The sequence below is a fragment of the Planococcus sp. ISL-110 genome (assembly GCF_018613575.1).
Taxonomy (GTDB): Bacteria; Bacillota; Bacilli; order Bacillales_A; family Planococcaceae; genus Planococcus.
This window is the reverse complement of record NZ_JAGGPX010000024.1, coordinates 1-13,134: the sequence shown is the minus strand read 5'-3', so window position 1 is coordinate 13,134 and position 13,134 is coordinate 1. Positions and strand designations below refer to the sequence as shown.

14 protein-coding genes, 1 pseudogene and 1 riboswitch are annotated in these 13,134 nt (G+C 43.1%); of the genes and pseudogenes, 7 read left to right on the top strand and 8 right to left on the bottom strand.

Annotation, left to right across the window (positions count from 1 at the left end; all coding sequences use genetic code 11):
* Positions 1-208 precede the first annotated feature (208 nt).
* The gene (locus J7I83_RS14430; protein WP_215101882.1) at positions 209-976 is read right to left on the bottom strand and encodes a YibE/F family protein; all 768 of its coding nucleotides are present in this window, start codon (positions 974-976) and stop codon (positions 209-211) included.
* On the bottom strand, positions 973-2,082 hold the full coding sequence (locus J7I83_RS14425; RefSeq protein ID WP_215101916.1) for a YibE/F family protein: 1,110 nt from the start codon (positions 2,080-2,082) through the stop codon (positions 973-975). The genes J7I83_RS14430 and J7I83_RS14425 overlap by 4 nt, the downstream gene beginning before the upstream one ends.
* 519 nt (positions 2,083-2,601) lie before the next feature.
* Here J7I83_RS14425 and J7I83_RS14420 point away from each other — a divergent pair.
* The 5 genes from J7I83_RS14420 to J7I83_RS14400 are packed head-to-tail and all read left to right on the top strand — an operon-like array spanning position 2,602 to position 6,379.
* The gene (locus tag J7I83_RS14420; RefSeq protein ID WP_215101880.1) at positions 2,602-3,258 is read left to right on the top strand and encodes a hypothetical protein; all 657 of its coding nucleotides are present in this window, start codon (positions 2,602-2,604) and stop codon (positions 3,256-3,258) included.
* Positions 3,245-4,003: a cytochrome c biogenesis CcdA family protein gene (locus J7I83_RS14415; protein ID WP_215101878.1), complete on the top strand. Its 759-nt coding sequence runs from the start codon at positions 3,245-3,247 to the stop codon at positions 4,001-4,003. The genes J7I83_RS14420 and J7I83_RS14415 overlap by 14 nt, the downstream gene beginning before the upstream one ends.
* 18 nt (positions 4,004-4,021) lie before the next feature.
* Positions 4,022-4,582 carry a redoxin domain-containing protein gene (locus J7I83_RS14410; protein WP_215101876.1) on the top strand — a complete coding sequence of 187 codons (561 nt, stop codon included), beginning with the start codon at positions 4,022-4,024 and terminating at the stop codon, positions 4,580-4,582.
* Between the two features lie 32 nt (positions 4,583-4,614).
* Positions 4,615-5,298, top strand: coding sequence for a response regulator transcription factor (locus J7I83_RS14405; protein WP_215101874.1), 684 nt, complete (start codon positions 4,615-4,617; stop codon positions 5,296-5,298).
* On the top strand, positions 5,291-6,379 hold the full coding sequence (locus J7I83_RS14400) for a sensor histidine kinase (RefSeq protein ID WP_215101872.1): 1,089 nt from the start codon (positions 5,291-5,293) through the stop codon (positions 6,377-6,379). Before J7I83_RS14405 ends, J7I83_RS14400 begins: the two co-directional genes overlap by 8 nt.
* Positions 6,380-6,576: 197 nt before the next feature.
* Here J7I83_RS14400 and J7I83_RS14395 read toward each other — a convergent pair whose 3' ends face one another.
* Positions 6,577-8,004, bottom strand: a complete 1,428-nt coding sequence (locus J7I83_RS14395) for a multicopper oxidase family protein (RefSeq protein WP_215101870.1) — start codon at positions 8,002-8,004, stop codon at positions 6,577-6,579.
* Between the two features lie 763 nt (positions 8,005-8,767).
* Between J7I83_RS14395 and J7I83_RS14390 the strand changes: the two genes are divergently transcribed.
* Positions 8,768-9,814, top strand: coding sequence for a threonine aldolase family protein (locus J7I83_RS14390; protein ID WP_215101868.1), 1,047 nt, complete (start codon positions 8,768-8,770; stop codon positions 9,812-9,814).
* A 180-nt stretch (positions 9,815-9,994) separates the two neighbouring features.
* On the opposite strand, the gene J7I83_RS14385 is transcribed toward J7I83_RS14390, so the two are convergent.
* The 5 genes and pseudogenes from J7I83_RS14385 to J7I83_RS14365 form a co-directional block, all read right to left on the bottom strand.
* Complete coding sequence (locus tag J7I83_RS14385) at positions 9,995-10,309, bottom strand: DMT family transporter (protein WP_215101866.1); 315 nt, start codon at positions 10,307-10,309, stop codon at positions 9,995-9,997.
* Positions 10,309-10,650 (bottom strand): DMT family transporter, encoded by a 342-nt coding sequence (locus J7I83_RS14380; protein WP_215101864.1) that lies wholly within the window; start codon positions 10,648-10,650, stop codon positions 10,309-10,311. Before J7I83_RS14380 ends, J7I83_RS14385 begins: the two co-directional genes overlap by 1 nt.
* Before the next feature lie 63 nt (positions 10,651-10,713).
* Positions 10,714-10,811: riboswitch (guanidine-I (ykkC/yxkD leader) on the bottom strand.
* An 87-nt stretch (positions 10,812-10,898) separates the two neighbouring features.
* Positions 10,899-11,523: pseudogene (locus J7I83_RS14375) on the bottom strand (FMN-binding negative transcriptional regulator).
* Positions 11,524-11,547: 24 nt separating this feature from the next.
* Positions 11,548-12,066: a spermidine/spermine N(1)-acetyltransferase gene (paiA, locus tag J7I83_RS14370; RefSeq protein ID WP_215101862.1), complete on the bottom strand. Its 519-nt coding sequence runs from the start codon at positions 12,064-12,066 to the stop codon at positions 11,548-11,550.
* A 24-nt stretch (positions 12,067-12,090) separates the two neighbouring features.
* Positions 12,091-12,543 (bottom strand): MarR family winged helix-turn-helix transcriptional regulator, encoded by a 453-nt coding sequence (locus tag J7I83_RS14365; protein WP_215101860.1) that lies wholly within the window; start codon positions 12,541-12,543, stop codon positions 12,091-12,093.
* Between the two features lie 240 nt (positions 12,544-12,783).
* Here J7I83_RS14365 and J7I83_RS14360 point away from each other — a divergent pair, with 240 nt between their 5' ends.
* A complete protein-coding gene (locus J7I83_RS14360) occupies positions 12,784-13,134 on the top strand; it encodes an ArsR/SmtB family transcription factor (RefSeq protein WP_215101858.1) in 351 nt (116 codons plus the stop codon).

Genomic DNA, 13,134 nt, shown 5'->3' with positions numbered 1-13,134 from the left:
CGGCGTTTTTGTTTACGTATTGAGTGTTCGTAAGGTCATAAAACTTACTATACGCCTGGAGCGATTTCTTCAAACCTGAACCTCTTAAACAGTTTGTGAAAAAGCTAATTCTTTAGTTCAACTTATATAGTAGCGTGTATATTTCCATCGTTACTTAGAAAAAATTTGGATGGAGGTAACATGAAATTCCTTTGAAACACAGCTTATCTCATTTTACCGCACCGCTTTTTCTTGTCAGCAAATAGGCAGTGATCCAAGACGCAATCGGGATGACCAGTGCGATGCCGATGCCGGCGCACAGGATGGTGATCATTTCGGCGCTGAAGACTTTTGAATTGATGATATCGCCGAGCGAGTACGAGAGGTCCTTGAACCAAATCAATAATCCTAGATAGCTGCCAAAAAAGGCGAAGAACAAAGTATTTGTGCTCGTGCCCAGCAGATCACGGCCAATGGAAAAACCAGCGTGAACCAGTTCACGGCGGCTGATGCCGGGATTGTGGATGTGAACTTCACGCATCGGCGAGGTAATCGAAATGGCGATATCGGTGATTGCTCCGATTGTGCTGATGATGATGACCACCGCGGCAAGTTCCAAGAAATCAATGCCGATATAAAGCGAGAACATGGTAAGTTCATGAATTTCCTCTTCGCCAAACCCGTTGATCATTGTCAAATCGGTCATGATGAAGATGAAAAGCAGCAGCACGATCATCGTGATAACTGTCGACAGGAACGCGGCAACAGTCGTGCTGTTGATGCCGTTGATGAAAAATAAATTGACACAGCTGATGATGACACAAGCGATGATGGCCCAGATGATAGGATCATTGTCGGAATTGGACATCATGAATACGGTGAGCAGCAATACAAGAAAATTGATGAACAGGCTGAGAAAAGAGATTGCTCCTTTTTTCCCTCCGATCATCACCATGGCCATACACAACATGAAGGCTAAAATGATCAGTACATTCATTGTGCAGCCCTCTTTCTCTTGATGAAGAAAATGGACGTATAGATGCCGATGGGAATCGTCAATACAATCCCGAGTCCACCCGCAAGCGCACGGGCGATTTCAAGTGACAGGTTGATCGAAAATGTGAATGGCCAGGTGGCACCGTTCGATAAATACAGCAGCAGCATGGGGATTGAGCCGCTGATATAAACGAAAAACAAAATATTCGTCATCGTGCCCATAATGTCTTTGCCAATTTCAATGCCAGATGTTTTCATCGCTTCGATGGAAATATCGGGATTTTTTTCGTGAAGGGTAAAAATTGATGCAGACATCGTAATGCCGACATCCATCACTGCGCCGAGTGAGCCGATAAATAAGCCTGCCATGAAAATGACTTCATAAGGCCTAGAGAGAAACTGCATTTCCTCGTAGTTCAAGCCGTTTCCACCCGATGTCCAAATTGCAAAATAAGCCAACAACAGTGCGACAAAAACACCGAGCATCGTCGAGACAATTGCCGCATAGGTTTTTTCGTTGAACCCGTTCACCAATAACAGTGAGGTGATTGTAAACAGCAGGATGCTGATGCTGGAGATCAGCAGCAAACTGGAATTTTCCGTCTGGATGTAAATATCCAAAGCGTACGATAGAATGACCGCATTCAGCGCCAAACTGACAATCGAATAGAAGCCCTGCTTTTTTCCGATGATGAGTAACACGAAAATGAAAATCCACGTAAGCGCAACAACGTATTTATCCCGTTTCACATTATCGATCGTGCCTGCCAGCGCCGAACCGTCTTCTGCAGCGCCGTCAATAAAGACGAATATATCTTGTCCGACATGGTACTCATAGTCGTTCGCACCAGATAACGAATACTCATTGTTGAGTTCGATGGTTTTCCCTTTAAATTCACCATTTTGGATGTCACCCTGGAGTTGCTGGGTGAAAAGAGCATCCTCATTCCCATGCATATCAGAGATTTCTTGTGTTTGTTCAGTAGTGGCTTCTGTGATTTTCACAATCGGATCATCATAAAATCCGTAATTGAAATTAATGAAATACATGGAGCCGATAAAACTGAACAGCAGCACTGCATATATGGAGAGTTGCATCGCCGTCATGTTTTTTACTAATCGCTTCACTATTGAAACCCTCCAATTCGGCCGTTCTTTTACATGTAATAGCGATTGCGTTTCAAATAAGCAGGCGCTCTTTCTTTGTTGATTGTAACAGAAACGCCCTCTGCTTTCCGCCTCCACATTTTTCACGAAATCTTCTATTCTTTTATTAAAATGATTAGAAAAAACATTAGGTGCTGCCGTAAGTTTTGTTAACCGTAATTTCGAAAAGGCGTAGATTTGTATATCCTTCGTTTTTTTCTTTTTCTGTTCATTGATTTATCGGTGAAAAAGGGGGCTTCGTATGAAGTTCTTTTTCTTTTGAGAAAGTTTGCTGAATTCAAGTCAAAACTTTATATTCTTTCTGTTTCCCAAATGTTTTAAAACTATTTTAACTGGAATGAAGAAAGAAACTCCTGCGAATATTCTAGCGGATGCCAAAAACTATGAAGATATTCATGAAACCTTCACATTGAACAGGTAGAGTAGGTGTGGAATGCCACAGAAAAGAGGGGGAGACCAATGTCCATAATCGCAATCATCCCCATGTTGTTAAAGGTTTTCAGCATTGTATTAGGGGTTGCCATTTTTTATCTAGTAAGCGATTTGGTGAAAGATCAGAAGAAAATACGTGTAGAAGAGGCCTTTTCCCAAATCATCAATTTTGTCCTGTTCATCTGGTTATCGAAAATCCTATTGAACCTGCCTTTGCTGTTGAAAGATCCACTGGCAGTGCTTGCCTATCCAAGTGATTCCCGTGCTTTCTACTTGGCGATTTTCTTCAGTGCAGCTTTCCTGTTTTATGGCATGAGAAGCGGCAAAATAAAGGGATGGGAGCTTATTCAAACTTTATTACATATCTTATTGCCAGCATCATTTTTCTACGAATTTATCCAATTGGCTTGGTACGATGATACATATGCTCTTGGGAATCTGATCTTATATGCAGTCCTGCTGGCTTTGTTCCTGGTACTGGGTGACAGGATGTCCCCTTATACAGTTGTCCGTGTTCTTTTAAGTGTGTGGGCCGCTGGAATGTTGCTGATTTTATCGATCCAATCCTATTCTTCCATATTCAGTTATGGGATGAAGCCATGGTTTATCATCCTTCTTTTTATGGCAGGCCATTTTTTACTATTGCTTAGCAGCAGAAGGAGGGCAACAAATGAGCTCTATTGATACGGATACAATGTTGATCTTGGGGATGTTTTTGGCATTTGGTGCCGGAGCCCTTTCCTTTTTATCCCCTTGCGTTTTGCCGATATTTCCAGCTTATCTTTCCTATATCACAGGCATCAGCGTGAAAGAGCTGCAGGGAGATCGGAATATGAAAATCCAAAAGAGGCTATTGAGCCATTCGCTGGTTTTTCTGGCAGGTGTGTCTCTAGTTTTTATCAGTTTGGGAGCCGGCGCTTCTTTTTTTGGCCAATGGATCCAAGATTTGCTGATAGGAGATTCCGGTTTGTTTATTCAACGCATTGCTGGCGTCTTCATCTTAATCATGGGACTTTTTATCGGAGGCTGGATCAACATCACCTCTTTGATGAGAGAGCAGCGCTTTCAGTTTAATAGACGGCCATCAGGCTATATCGGCACTTTTTTTATCGGGCTCGGATTTGCAGCGGGGTGGACACCTTGTATCGGTCCAGTTTTTGGTTCAATCTTGATTTTGTCCGCGACTAACCCAGGACAAGGAATTTTTTATACGCTGATGTATGTCATCGGTTTTGCCTTGCCATTTGTCTTGTTGACATTCTTTTTAGGCTCGACCAAATGGATCGTCCGCAAAAGCCAATTCATCATGAAAATAGGCGGCGCCACGATGATTATTATGGGCCTTGTGCTGTTCTTCGGGCAGATGCCGGTCATCACCGGAGCGCTTTTGGATTTAATCAAAGATACGTGGTTAGCGAAACTAGGATAATAATGGAGGTTTAATAAAATGAAAAAAATGATTCTAGGTGTTATCATAACGGCAATGGTCGGATGGGCTATTTATGATTTGCTGCTCTCTGACAAGGAAGCGGCACAACAAACGGAGATTACCGAAGCAGAAACGGCTCAACCCGAAACGACGGGCCTTGCAGTCGGGGATCTTGCTCCTGATTTCGAATTGATGACGCTGGACGGACAAACAGTGCGCTTATCCGATTACAGAGGCCAGCGGGTTTTTATTAATTTTTGGGCGACTTGGTGCCCGCCTTGCAGAGCGGAAATGCCGGATATGCAACAGCTTTATGAGGAACAGGATGTCCCGGTAGAGATTTTGGCGGTCAATTTAACCGCATCAGAAAAAAGCGAAGAAAATGTTTCGGATTTCGTAAAAGATTTCGGGCTAAGCTTCCCGATTTTAATGGACACGGATTCAGAAACCGCCAGTAAGTATAAAGTGAAAGCCGTTCCTGCTTCTTATATGATCGATTCAAATGGGCGCATCGCATTTGTGGCGCCGGGTGCCATGAACAAAGAGTTCATGGCACAGGAAGTGAAAAAAATGAAATAGCTTTTTAAACTATTAGGCAAGAGGTGTAAGGGTTGAAGTCTACTATATTGGTTGTGGAAGATGACCAGATGATCCGAGAACTTGTTTCCATTTATTTAGAAAAAGCCGGATACGAAGTGATATTAGCAGCAAATGGCGAAGAAGCGAAAGAATCTTTCCGAATATTTCAGCCGTGTTTGGTCATTCTCGACCTCGTGCTTCCAAAAATTAGCGGAGAAGAATTATGCAGCTGGTTCAGAAGCCAAAAACGCAACGAAGTCTCCATCATTATGCTGTCGGCGAAAGCGAAGACTCAGGATAAGATCGCTGGATTGAATATGGGGGCTGATGATTATATGACGAAACCCTTTGAGCCGGATGAATTGGTCGCTCATGTAGAAGCGGTGCTACGGAGAACAGGGCAATTCTGCCAAAAAATCACCTATGGCGGCCTTTCCATTCAGCCAAGAAAAGGGGAAGTCCAATTATTCGAGCGGAGGCTGTCGTTGACGAAGAATGAATTCAATCTTTTGTTCCACTTTATGGACAATCCGAATATCGTGTTAAGTCGGGACGATTTAATCTACCAGTTGTATCCTTATAACGACAAGACGGTGATGGACCGTACGATAGATGCCCATATCAAAAATCTGAGGGAAAAAATTGAGGATGAACCTTCCTCTCCTAAACGCATTTTAACAGTCAGGGGAATGGGGTATAAATTCGTTCATGATTAAGTTCATTAAGTCATTATGGCCAAAACAGATCCTTTGGCGATTGACCTTTTTAAATACCATTGCTTTTACAGCGGTTATTATATTGAGCAGTTTTACCATCTATAACGCAGCTTGCGCATTGGTCAGTGGAATGGAATCGGATGTGCAACGGCAAAATCAGTTTAATGCGGCCCTCTTGCAATTTCTTTGGATGTTCAGCGCCTCAATCATTGTCGTCGGCAGCCTGCTTCATTTTTATTTAACAAAAAAATTGATGGGGCCTTTAAAAGAGCTGATCGAATCAACGAAAGTTATGAAAGATGGGCGATATCCTAAAACCATCCTGGCCAAATCCGAGGGCGAAATCGGTGAATTGATTGGCCATTTCAATGAACTCGTCCAACAATTAAAACTCAAGGAGCAATCCAGACAGAAAATCGTTTCGGATTTGTCCCATGAATTCAGGACGCCTTTATCAAATTTAAATGGCTATATGAACGCCCTAAGCAACGGAGTCATTGAAGGCGATGCAGCATTATTCCAATCGCTCCACGGGGAAGCGAAACGCCTGACAGCAATGGTGGAGCAGTTGGAACAATTAAAAGAATGGGATATTGCCGCCACGGAAACATTGGTAGAAACAAAGCAGGAAGAGATGAGCCAGTCCATCCGGCAAATGGTTGAAATGTTCCATTGGCGGCTTCAGGAAAAGAACATCTCTGTCCAAATTGAGGCTAATCCTGGATTTGTTGATGTCTATAATGGCGGCATCCAGCAAGTATTAGGCAATATACTTGATAATGCCATCCGTTATTACAAAGGTACCGCCCCTATCCAAATAGAAGGAAAAATTTCTGGTACCGATTACCGCGTGTCAATCATCAGTGAAGGCCAGAATATATCTGAAACGGATGCGGAAAAAATATTTGAACGCTTTTACCGCACCGATCCATCACGAACTCGCAACACTGGTGGTAGCGGTCTCGGATTGGCCATTTCGAAGGAAATCGTCGAGCTTCATAAAGGCAAAATAGGATTAGATATTAAAAATGGACGTTACGTTTTTTGGTTTATGATACCGCTGGAAAAAGGTATTGAATGAAAGAAAATCAATAGCTTTGTGGAAATCAAAATCTCTAAGAGTAGAGTTAACTTTAGGTTTCTTCTTTCGAATACTCATTATGTCCGTTTTAAGCGGGAGACTGAACCATCTTTTAGGATTTTGACAATCCGAGGCAATTAAATGCAAAAAAATCCGCTCTTTTGAACCATGGGTTCAAAAGAGCGGATTTTTAATTGTTAGTACACTTCAACTTGCCCCATCATGCCGTTATCTTCATGTTCCAGAATGTGGCAATGGAAAACGAAAATACCTTTTTCGGGGAACGTGACAAGCAGTTTTACCCGTTCGCCGGGTTCGACCAGCACGCTATCTTTCAAGCCTTGTTCGTTCGGTTCCACCTCTTCGCCATCACGGGAAATGATCTTGAACTGGGTGCCGTGAATATGGAAGGGATGACTCATTCCCCCCATCATATCGGGGCTGTTATAAACTTCCCATACTTCTGTGACGCCTTGTTCCTGGCGAAAGTCAATGCGGTCCATATCGAATTTCTTCCCATTGATCGTCACCATATTTGCCATACCGAACAACTCGATGTCCTTTGTGACAGGCATTGTTTTTTCCTGTTCGGTCAGGAAGGGCTCCTCGGCTGTCCGCAGTTTGACGGAGTCTGCCGGAGAATCATCGAGAGCCAGGTCAAACGGCAGTAATTCAGTTCCTTCATCATTGATGATGGCGAGGGATTCCTCCTCAGTCATCGATGAAAAGTCGATGAGAATTTCAGCGCGCTCCGAAGCGGCTAATGTCAGCGTGTCGGTTTCAACCGGTTTATCCAGCAAGCCTCCATCAGAAGCGATTTGCGTGAAGCTGGCGCCATTGCTCAACCCGAATGTGTAACTTCGCGCATTAGCTCCGTTCAATATCCGAAAGCGCATGACGGATTCGGTGATGGTCAGTTTTGGGTTAATGGTTCCGTTGACGATAGAAATATCGCCTAAGGTTCCGTCCTCGTTCATCAGCCTGCCGTAATTCAATTGTTTGTTTTCATCAAACAGGCGGTCCTGGAAAATGAGCGGAATGTCATCAACGCCGTACTCATCGGGAAGTTCCGAATCAGAGCCGGAGCCCTCGCCAATGAGCAACATCCCGGACAAGCCTTTGAATACTTGTTCAGCTGTCGAGCCATGAACATGGGGATGATACCAAAGGGTAGCGGCCGGCTGATCCGCTTCCAAAGTGATGATTTGGCTGTCGCCGGGCTGGATTTCACCGTGTGGGCCGCCGTCTATTTCTCCGGGAACTTCAAGGCCGTGCCAATGGAAGGTTGTCACTTCATCCAAATCATTTGTAATCTTGACATCCACACTTTCGCCTTCCTCCAGTTTAAGCGTGGGACCAAGTAAATCGCCGTTGTATCCGTAAGTATCAGTCGAAACGCCTTCGAAAAATTCGGTGGTGCCTTGTTGGGCGGTCACTTCATAATCGAAGTCCTGGCCTTGCTGCTTTTCCATTAGTGGGGGAATCGGCAGCTCACGAATTCCTTCAGAGGATTCAAGAGACGGAATACTCCCAAAGTTCATGGCGCCTCCCATACCGCCCATGCCTCTCTCATTTGCGTCTTCTTGATTCGTTCCGCCCTGGCCGCCCATGTGCCCATTATCCATCGGGAAGTCTTGTGATGGTCTGGTATTGTCATTGCAGCCGATTAAGATAAAACTGAGGGCGAATGAACCTAATATAACTTTTTTTATATCTGCCACTTCCTTTCATAAGGTATAGGTATTTCTTGAAACTGCGGTCATAACTGCCTTATTCTTTTGTTGGAGTGCGTAAACTTATTTGTCGGCTTTGGTTGATTGTGTCCCAGAACAAGCGAGTTTAAAATATTTCTTGTAAGAAGGTAGACTATTGTGTAGCTTGCCTTCATTTTCTTAACGCTATATCATATACAATCACCAGTCTCGCACAGTGTATGAAGCCCCTATGTTAGCCTGGTTGTTGCGCTGGTACAACTCTATCAAGTTTCATCCTTCATTCAATGAGTTTACTAATATACTATACATTTAAGGTGTGCAAAAAGAATGGAGAAATGAGTAGATAGAATATATTTATCAATCAAGAAAGCATCAAGAGGGATCTCCAAACAAAAGCATTATATACAAGATGGCGTGCCAATGGAAAAGTAGATTGAATTATTTTTATATGGTCAATTTAATATATAGAGAACTATCGGCATACTCAGCTATTGATTCGATCATGAGAAAGCTCTACCGCTTGAGAAGCTGTTGGAATTGTTGGCAGGGCTGTCAAGTGACGGAGTCCTGAAGAAATAAATCAAAATTACATGGACTTTCAAATAGTAATAGCTGAAATCCACGCAGCGATGCTGCCTAAGTAAAGAAATTTAAGCAGATGGGAGAAAAATAAATGATTAGATTTGAAAATGATTATGCAGAAGGTGCACATCCACATATTTTAGAACGGTTACTGGAAACAAACGAAGAACAAAGCCCAGGCTACGGCATGGACAAATATTGTGAATCGGCTAGAACACTGATAAAGAGTGCCTGCGATGCGCCAACTGCCGATGTCCATTTCTTAGTAGGAGGTACGCAAACAAATACTACATTAATTGCTTCTGTCCTGAGGCCTCATCAAGGAGTCGTTTCCGCACATTCAGGCCATATAGCTGTTCATGAGACAGGTGCAATAGAAGCGTCCGGCCATAAAGTGCTTACCTTGCCAAGCGAAGATGGAAAAATTTATGCTGAACAGGTTAGGGGAGCTCATGCGGAACATTGGAACGATCCCACACACGAACACATGGTCCAACCTGCCCTGGTTTATATTTCTAATCCGACAGAGTTTGGGACAACCTACAGCAAAAAAGAGCTGGAGAATTTACGGAAGGCGTGTTTGGATTGTGATTTAACTTTAATGATGGACGGCGCAAGGATGGGGTACGGATTGGCTTCGGAAGACAACGACTTATCATTAGCTGATATCGCAAGGCTTTGTGATGTGTTTTATATAGGGGGAACGAAGATTGGGGCATTATTCGGAGAAGCTGTTGTGATAACGAATGGGGCTTTGAAAAAAGATTTCCGGTATATGATCAAACAAAAAGGTGGGCTTTTGGCTAAAGGGCGTATATTGGGAATTCAATTTGAAACGCTTTTTCAAGATGGTTTGTACATGGAGTTGTCCAGACACGCAGTAGATTCGGCAATGACCATTCGAGCAGCTTTTGAAAGCAACGGATTCGAATTGAGATATGATTCGAAAACAAATCAGCAATTCCCAATTCTCAGAAATATGGACATAGAAAAGTTAAGCAAGAAATACTCGTTCCATACATGGGAAACAGTAAATGAAACAAAAAGCGTCGTCAGGTTCTGTACCAGCTGGTCAACCAAAGCTGAACATGTCAGTGCATTGGTGGCCGATATTAATGCTCTTAAACGGCAGCCATAAAGTGGCAGGTAAGATTTTTTAAGCAATAGCTAGCTAAAAATTCTGTACCAGAAGTGGTCGTTGTAAAAGAAAGACCGGTTTCTCTGCATTAATCGAGTCATTTCAAAAAAAGCGAAGAAACTTAGCTGCAAGTTTCTTTGCTCTTTTTAATTTCAATGTATGAGTTTGAAAGGATTCGGCTTAAGAAACCAGTTTTAAACCAACTGCAGCACCCAAGACCATTGCAATAAAGAGGATTCGCTTCCAGTCCTTGGATTCATTGTAAAAAAGCATACCGAGTATGGCTCCGCCTGAAGCACCGATCCCGGTCCAGATGGCATAAGCGGTTCCCATCGCCAGTGTTTCCATGGAATAAGCCAAAAAGACAAAGCTCGCCCCGAAACCAGCTATCAGCAATAAAAGAGATTGCCAATTGCGGTCTTGATGCAGCTTGTTGATCATCGCCACACCAAACATTTCAAATACGCCTGCCAAAACTAATGCTGTCCATGTCATTAGGCTCTTCCTCCTTCAGAAATCGGATCTTTCGTTACTAGTTTTAAGCCGATAACTCCCGCCAATAATATCCCTACCAGCAGCAGCTTTCCGACACTAAAAGGCTCGTTGAAGATGATGATTTCAGAAAGCACAGTGCCCGCGGTTCCAAGCCCGACAAAAATCGCATAGACGGTTCCGACCGGCAACTTTCGGCCAGCCATGATCATGACCGTGAAGCTGATGACAATCGCGATGACCGTAACTGCCCAATCCCAAAAACCATCGGCATGCTTTAAACCGATGACCCAAACCACTTCAAAAACCGCAGCAAATATGACTTTCAGCCAATTTGAACTCATTGTAAATCTCTCCTTATCGTATTTATAGAAACTAAAAAAACCCGGGAGAACTGTAAAAACAGTTTCTCCCAGGCTTTTGTCCTTCCGTGACACAGCAGAGCTGTGAGTTTTCTCTTGGACCAGGCCAGCATGGTTGCTGCGGAACCCTAGAAAACATTTCAGATATGCAATTCCTTCGTATTGTACAAGCTGTAGAGGAATACTTCCAACAACTTGCTTTATTCCTAATCGGCTGAACAGTTGAAGATTCAAAGAGACTCTTCCGATTTCGTGCTCATCACTTGGGCCATTTGTTTTGAATCCGCATCCTCTTCTTGCTCCAATCGATCGATGATGTTTTGGTAATCTGTTTCGTTTCGGTTCTGGCTCATTTTATAGGCGGCTTGAACTTCTCTCACCAGGATCTTAAATCCAATGATGCCTTTCAACTCCTTTTCCAGCAGGGAAGGGGAGCGCTTATCCCACAGAACCGGATTTTCACGATGGCTCTCGTATTTTTGCATTAAGCTTGTCAGGTCTTTTTTCAACTCTTCCTCGCTCAAAAGTTGGGCGGTGCCATAAAGGTGTACGGCCTGATAGTTCCATGTCGGCACATTCTCCTGTTCATACCAGGAAGAAGAAATGTATGCATGCGGCCCTTGGAACATGATGAGTACTTCTTCAGATGTTTCAAATGTTCGCCATTGGGGATTTCCATAAGCCATATGTCCGGTTATATAGTGATCATCTTTTTGTTTCATCAACTGAAGCGGGAGGTGGGTGGCAATGGGTTTTCCTTTTTTTTGTGGTGACGAGTGTTCCGAAAGAGTTTTGCCGAATAAACTCTGCGATTTCGTCAAAATCACTGACCTTGAAATATTTTGGGATGTACATGCTGGTCTGCCTTTCAGAAAAGAGTTAGTAGAGTGTCTTAACCATGATCAAATCGATTTGCTCATCGTCGCCCATGTAAAAAGAGTGGGACCCTGTTTGAACAAATCTCTTTTTTTGATAAAATGCGAGGGCATTGTCGTTATTTTCCCAGACGCCGAGCCAAACAGTTTTTTTGTTTTGCTGTTCCGCCATTTCAATCGCTTTGTTTAACAGCTGCTTGCCAATCCCTAACTTTTGAAAAGCTTTCCTTACATAAATCCGTTCAACTTCCAGTGCGTCCCTACCCATTGGCTCTGTCTGTGCGCCGTCGGTATTGAGCTTGAGGTATCCAGCAACTTGCTGGCCGGAATAAATGAAAAAGAAAAAGGAAGAAGGGACGCCAAGTTCCCGTTCGAGTTTGTCCAAGGGATATGCTTGTTCTAAATAAGCCGTAAGGTTTTCAGGCGTGTTGTGCTCTTTGAACGTCTCGGTATATGTCTCGATACTGATGGTTTGAAGTTCATGCAGGTCGTCAATTGTACATTTTTTTATCATCGTCGTCATATGGATTGTTGCTCCTTTGCTGTTTCAATAGTCCCGTTTATTTCCTTTTTTTACCGACTCCCAATCCTTTTCAACATTTTTCCGAATGCGCTGCAGAAGGTCAAAGGCGGTTTCTGCTTCTTCTTCGGAAAAGCCATGTAAAGCCACTCCATCCGAATGGGCATTTTCCCTTTTGATAAAAGGATAAACCGCATTCGCTTTTTCGGTGGGAAACAGCAGTTTGTTTTTTTTATTATGTGGATCGTCTTTCTTTTCTATAAAACCATTTGTTTCGAGCTTCTGAAGTGCGCGGGTTGCGGTGGAGCGTTCTACTTTGATCATCTCCAACAATTGTGCATGGATGATGCCGGGGTTTTCACAAATCCGGACAAGGTATAAATACTGGCCTTTGGTCAGGTCGAACTCCTTGAATTCGATATTGCTGATAGAATCCAGGGCTCTGGCTATCATGCCGATTTCACGCAGAATCTCTTTCATAAAACTCTCCTTTAGTAATATTTAGTTGCAAATGCAATGAAAGCAGGTTAACTAGAACTTATCATCACTTTGTTGCGTTTGCAACAAAAATCAGGGCTTATTTTCTAGTATAGGATTATTTAGATAATATGCACTTGAACATATAAGTATATGCTGATATGATATTGTGAGTTTCAACAGGAATAAATAAAAGAATCCTGCAGCTTTAAAAAGAATCCAGCAAAAGAGGTGAAAGAACAAATGGCAGTGAAAGCGAAGGAAATTGAAATTGAGCAAGCGAGCACAGTGTTGAAGCTCCTGGGAGACAAAACCCGGCTGTCAATGATGAAGCTGTTGGAAAAGAACGAATGCTGTGTCTGTGAGTTTGTTGAAATCTTCAATATCACCCAGCCCGCCATCAGCCAGCATCTGCGGAAACTGCGCGATGTCGGATTAGTAAAAGAAAACCGAAAAGGGCAGTGGATTTTTTATTCGTTGAATGAAGCCAGTGCTATGTACGAAATGATCCTAAATATTCTGGCATTTATTCCAAGCCAGGACGAGCGGATCCAGGAATTAGAGCAACAAGGATTGCGAATCAGTTGCAAATAA

Coding starts and splice junctions, on each gene's coding strand:
- J7I83_RS14430 (WP_215101882.1), bottom strand. CDS start 976: ATGAATGTACTGATCATTTTAGCCTTCATGTTGTGTATGGCCATGGTG.
- J7I83_RS14425 (WP_215101916.1), bottom strand. CDS start 2,082: ATGACGGCGATGCAACTCTCCATATATGCAGTGCTGCTGTTCAGTTTT.
- J7I83_RS14420 (WP_215101880.1), top strand. CDS start 2,602: ATGTCCATAATCGCAATCATCCCCATGTTGTTAAAGGTTTTCAGCATT.
- J7I83_RS14415 (WP_215101878.1), top strand. CDS start 3,245: ATGAGCTCTATTGATACGGATACAATGTTGATCTTGGGGATGTTTTTG.
- J7I83_RS14410 (WP_215101876.1), top strand. CDS start 4,022: ATGAAAAAAATGATTCTAGGTGTTATCATAACGGCAATGGTCGGATGG.
- J7I83_RS14400 (WP_215101872.1), top strand. CDS start 5,291: ATGATTAAGTTCATTAAGTCATTATGGCCAAAACAGATCCTTTGGCGA.
- J7I83_RS14395 (WP_215101870.1), bottom strand. CDS start 8,004: ATGGATAATGGGCACATGGGCGGCCAGGGCGGAACGAATCAAGAAGAC.
- J7I83_RS14390 (WP_215101868.1), top strand. CDS start 8,768: ATGATTAGATTTGAAAATGATTATGCAGAAGGTGCACATCCACATATT.
- J7I83_RS14385 (WP_215101866.1), bottom strand. CDS start 10,309: ATGACATGGACAGCATTAGTTTTGGCAGGCGTATTTGAAATGTTTGGT.
- J7I83_RS14380 (WP_215101864.1), bottom strand. CDS start 10,650: ATGAGTTCAAATTGGCTGAAAGTCATATTTGCTGCGGTTTTTGAAGTG.
- paiA (WP_215101862.1), bottom strand. CDS start 12,066: ATGACGACGATGATAAAAAAATGTACAATTGACGACCTGCATGAACTT.
- J7I83_RS14365 (WP_215101860.1), bottom strand. CDS start 12,543: ATGAAAGAGATTCTGCGTGAAATCGGCATGATAGCCAGAGCCCTGGAT.
- J7I83_RS14360 (WP_215101858.1), top strand. CDS start 12,784: ATGGCAGTGAAAGCGAAGGAAATTGAAATTGAGCAAGCGAGCACAGTG.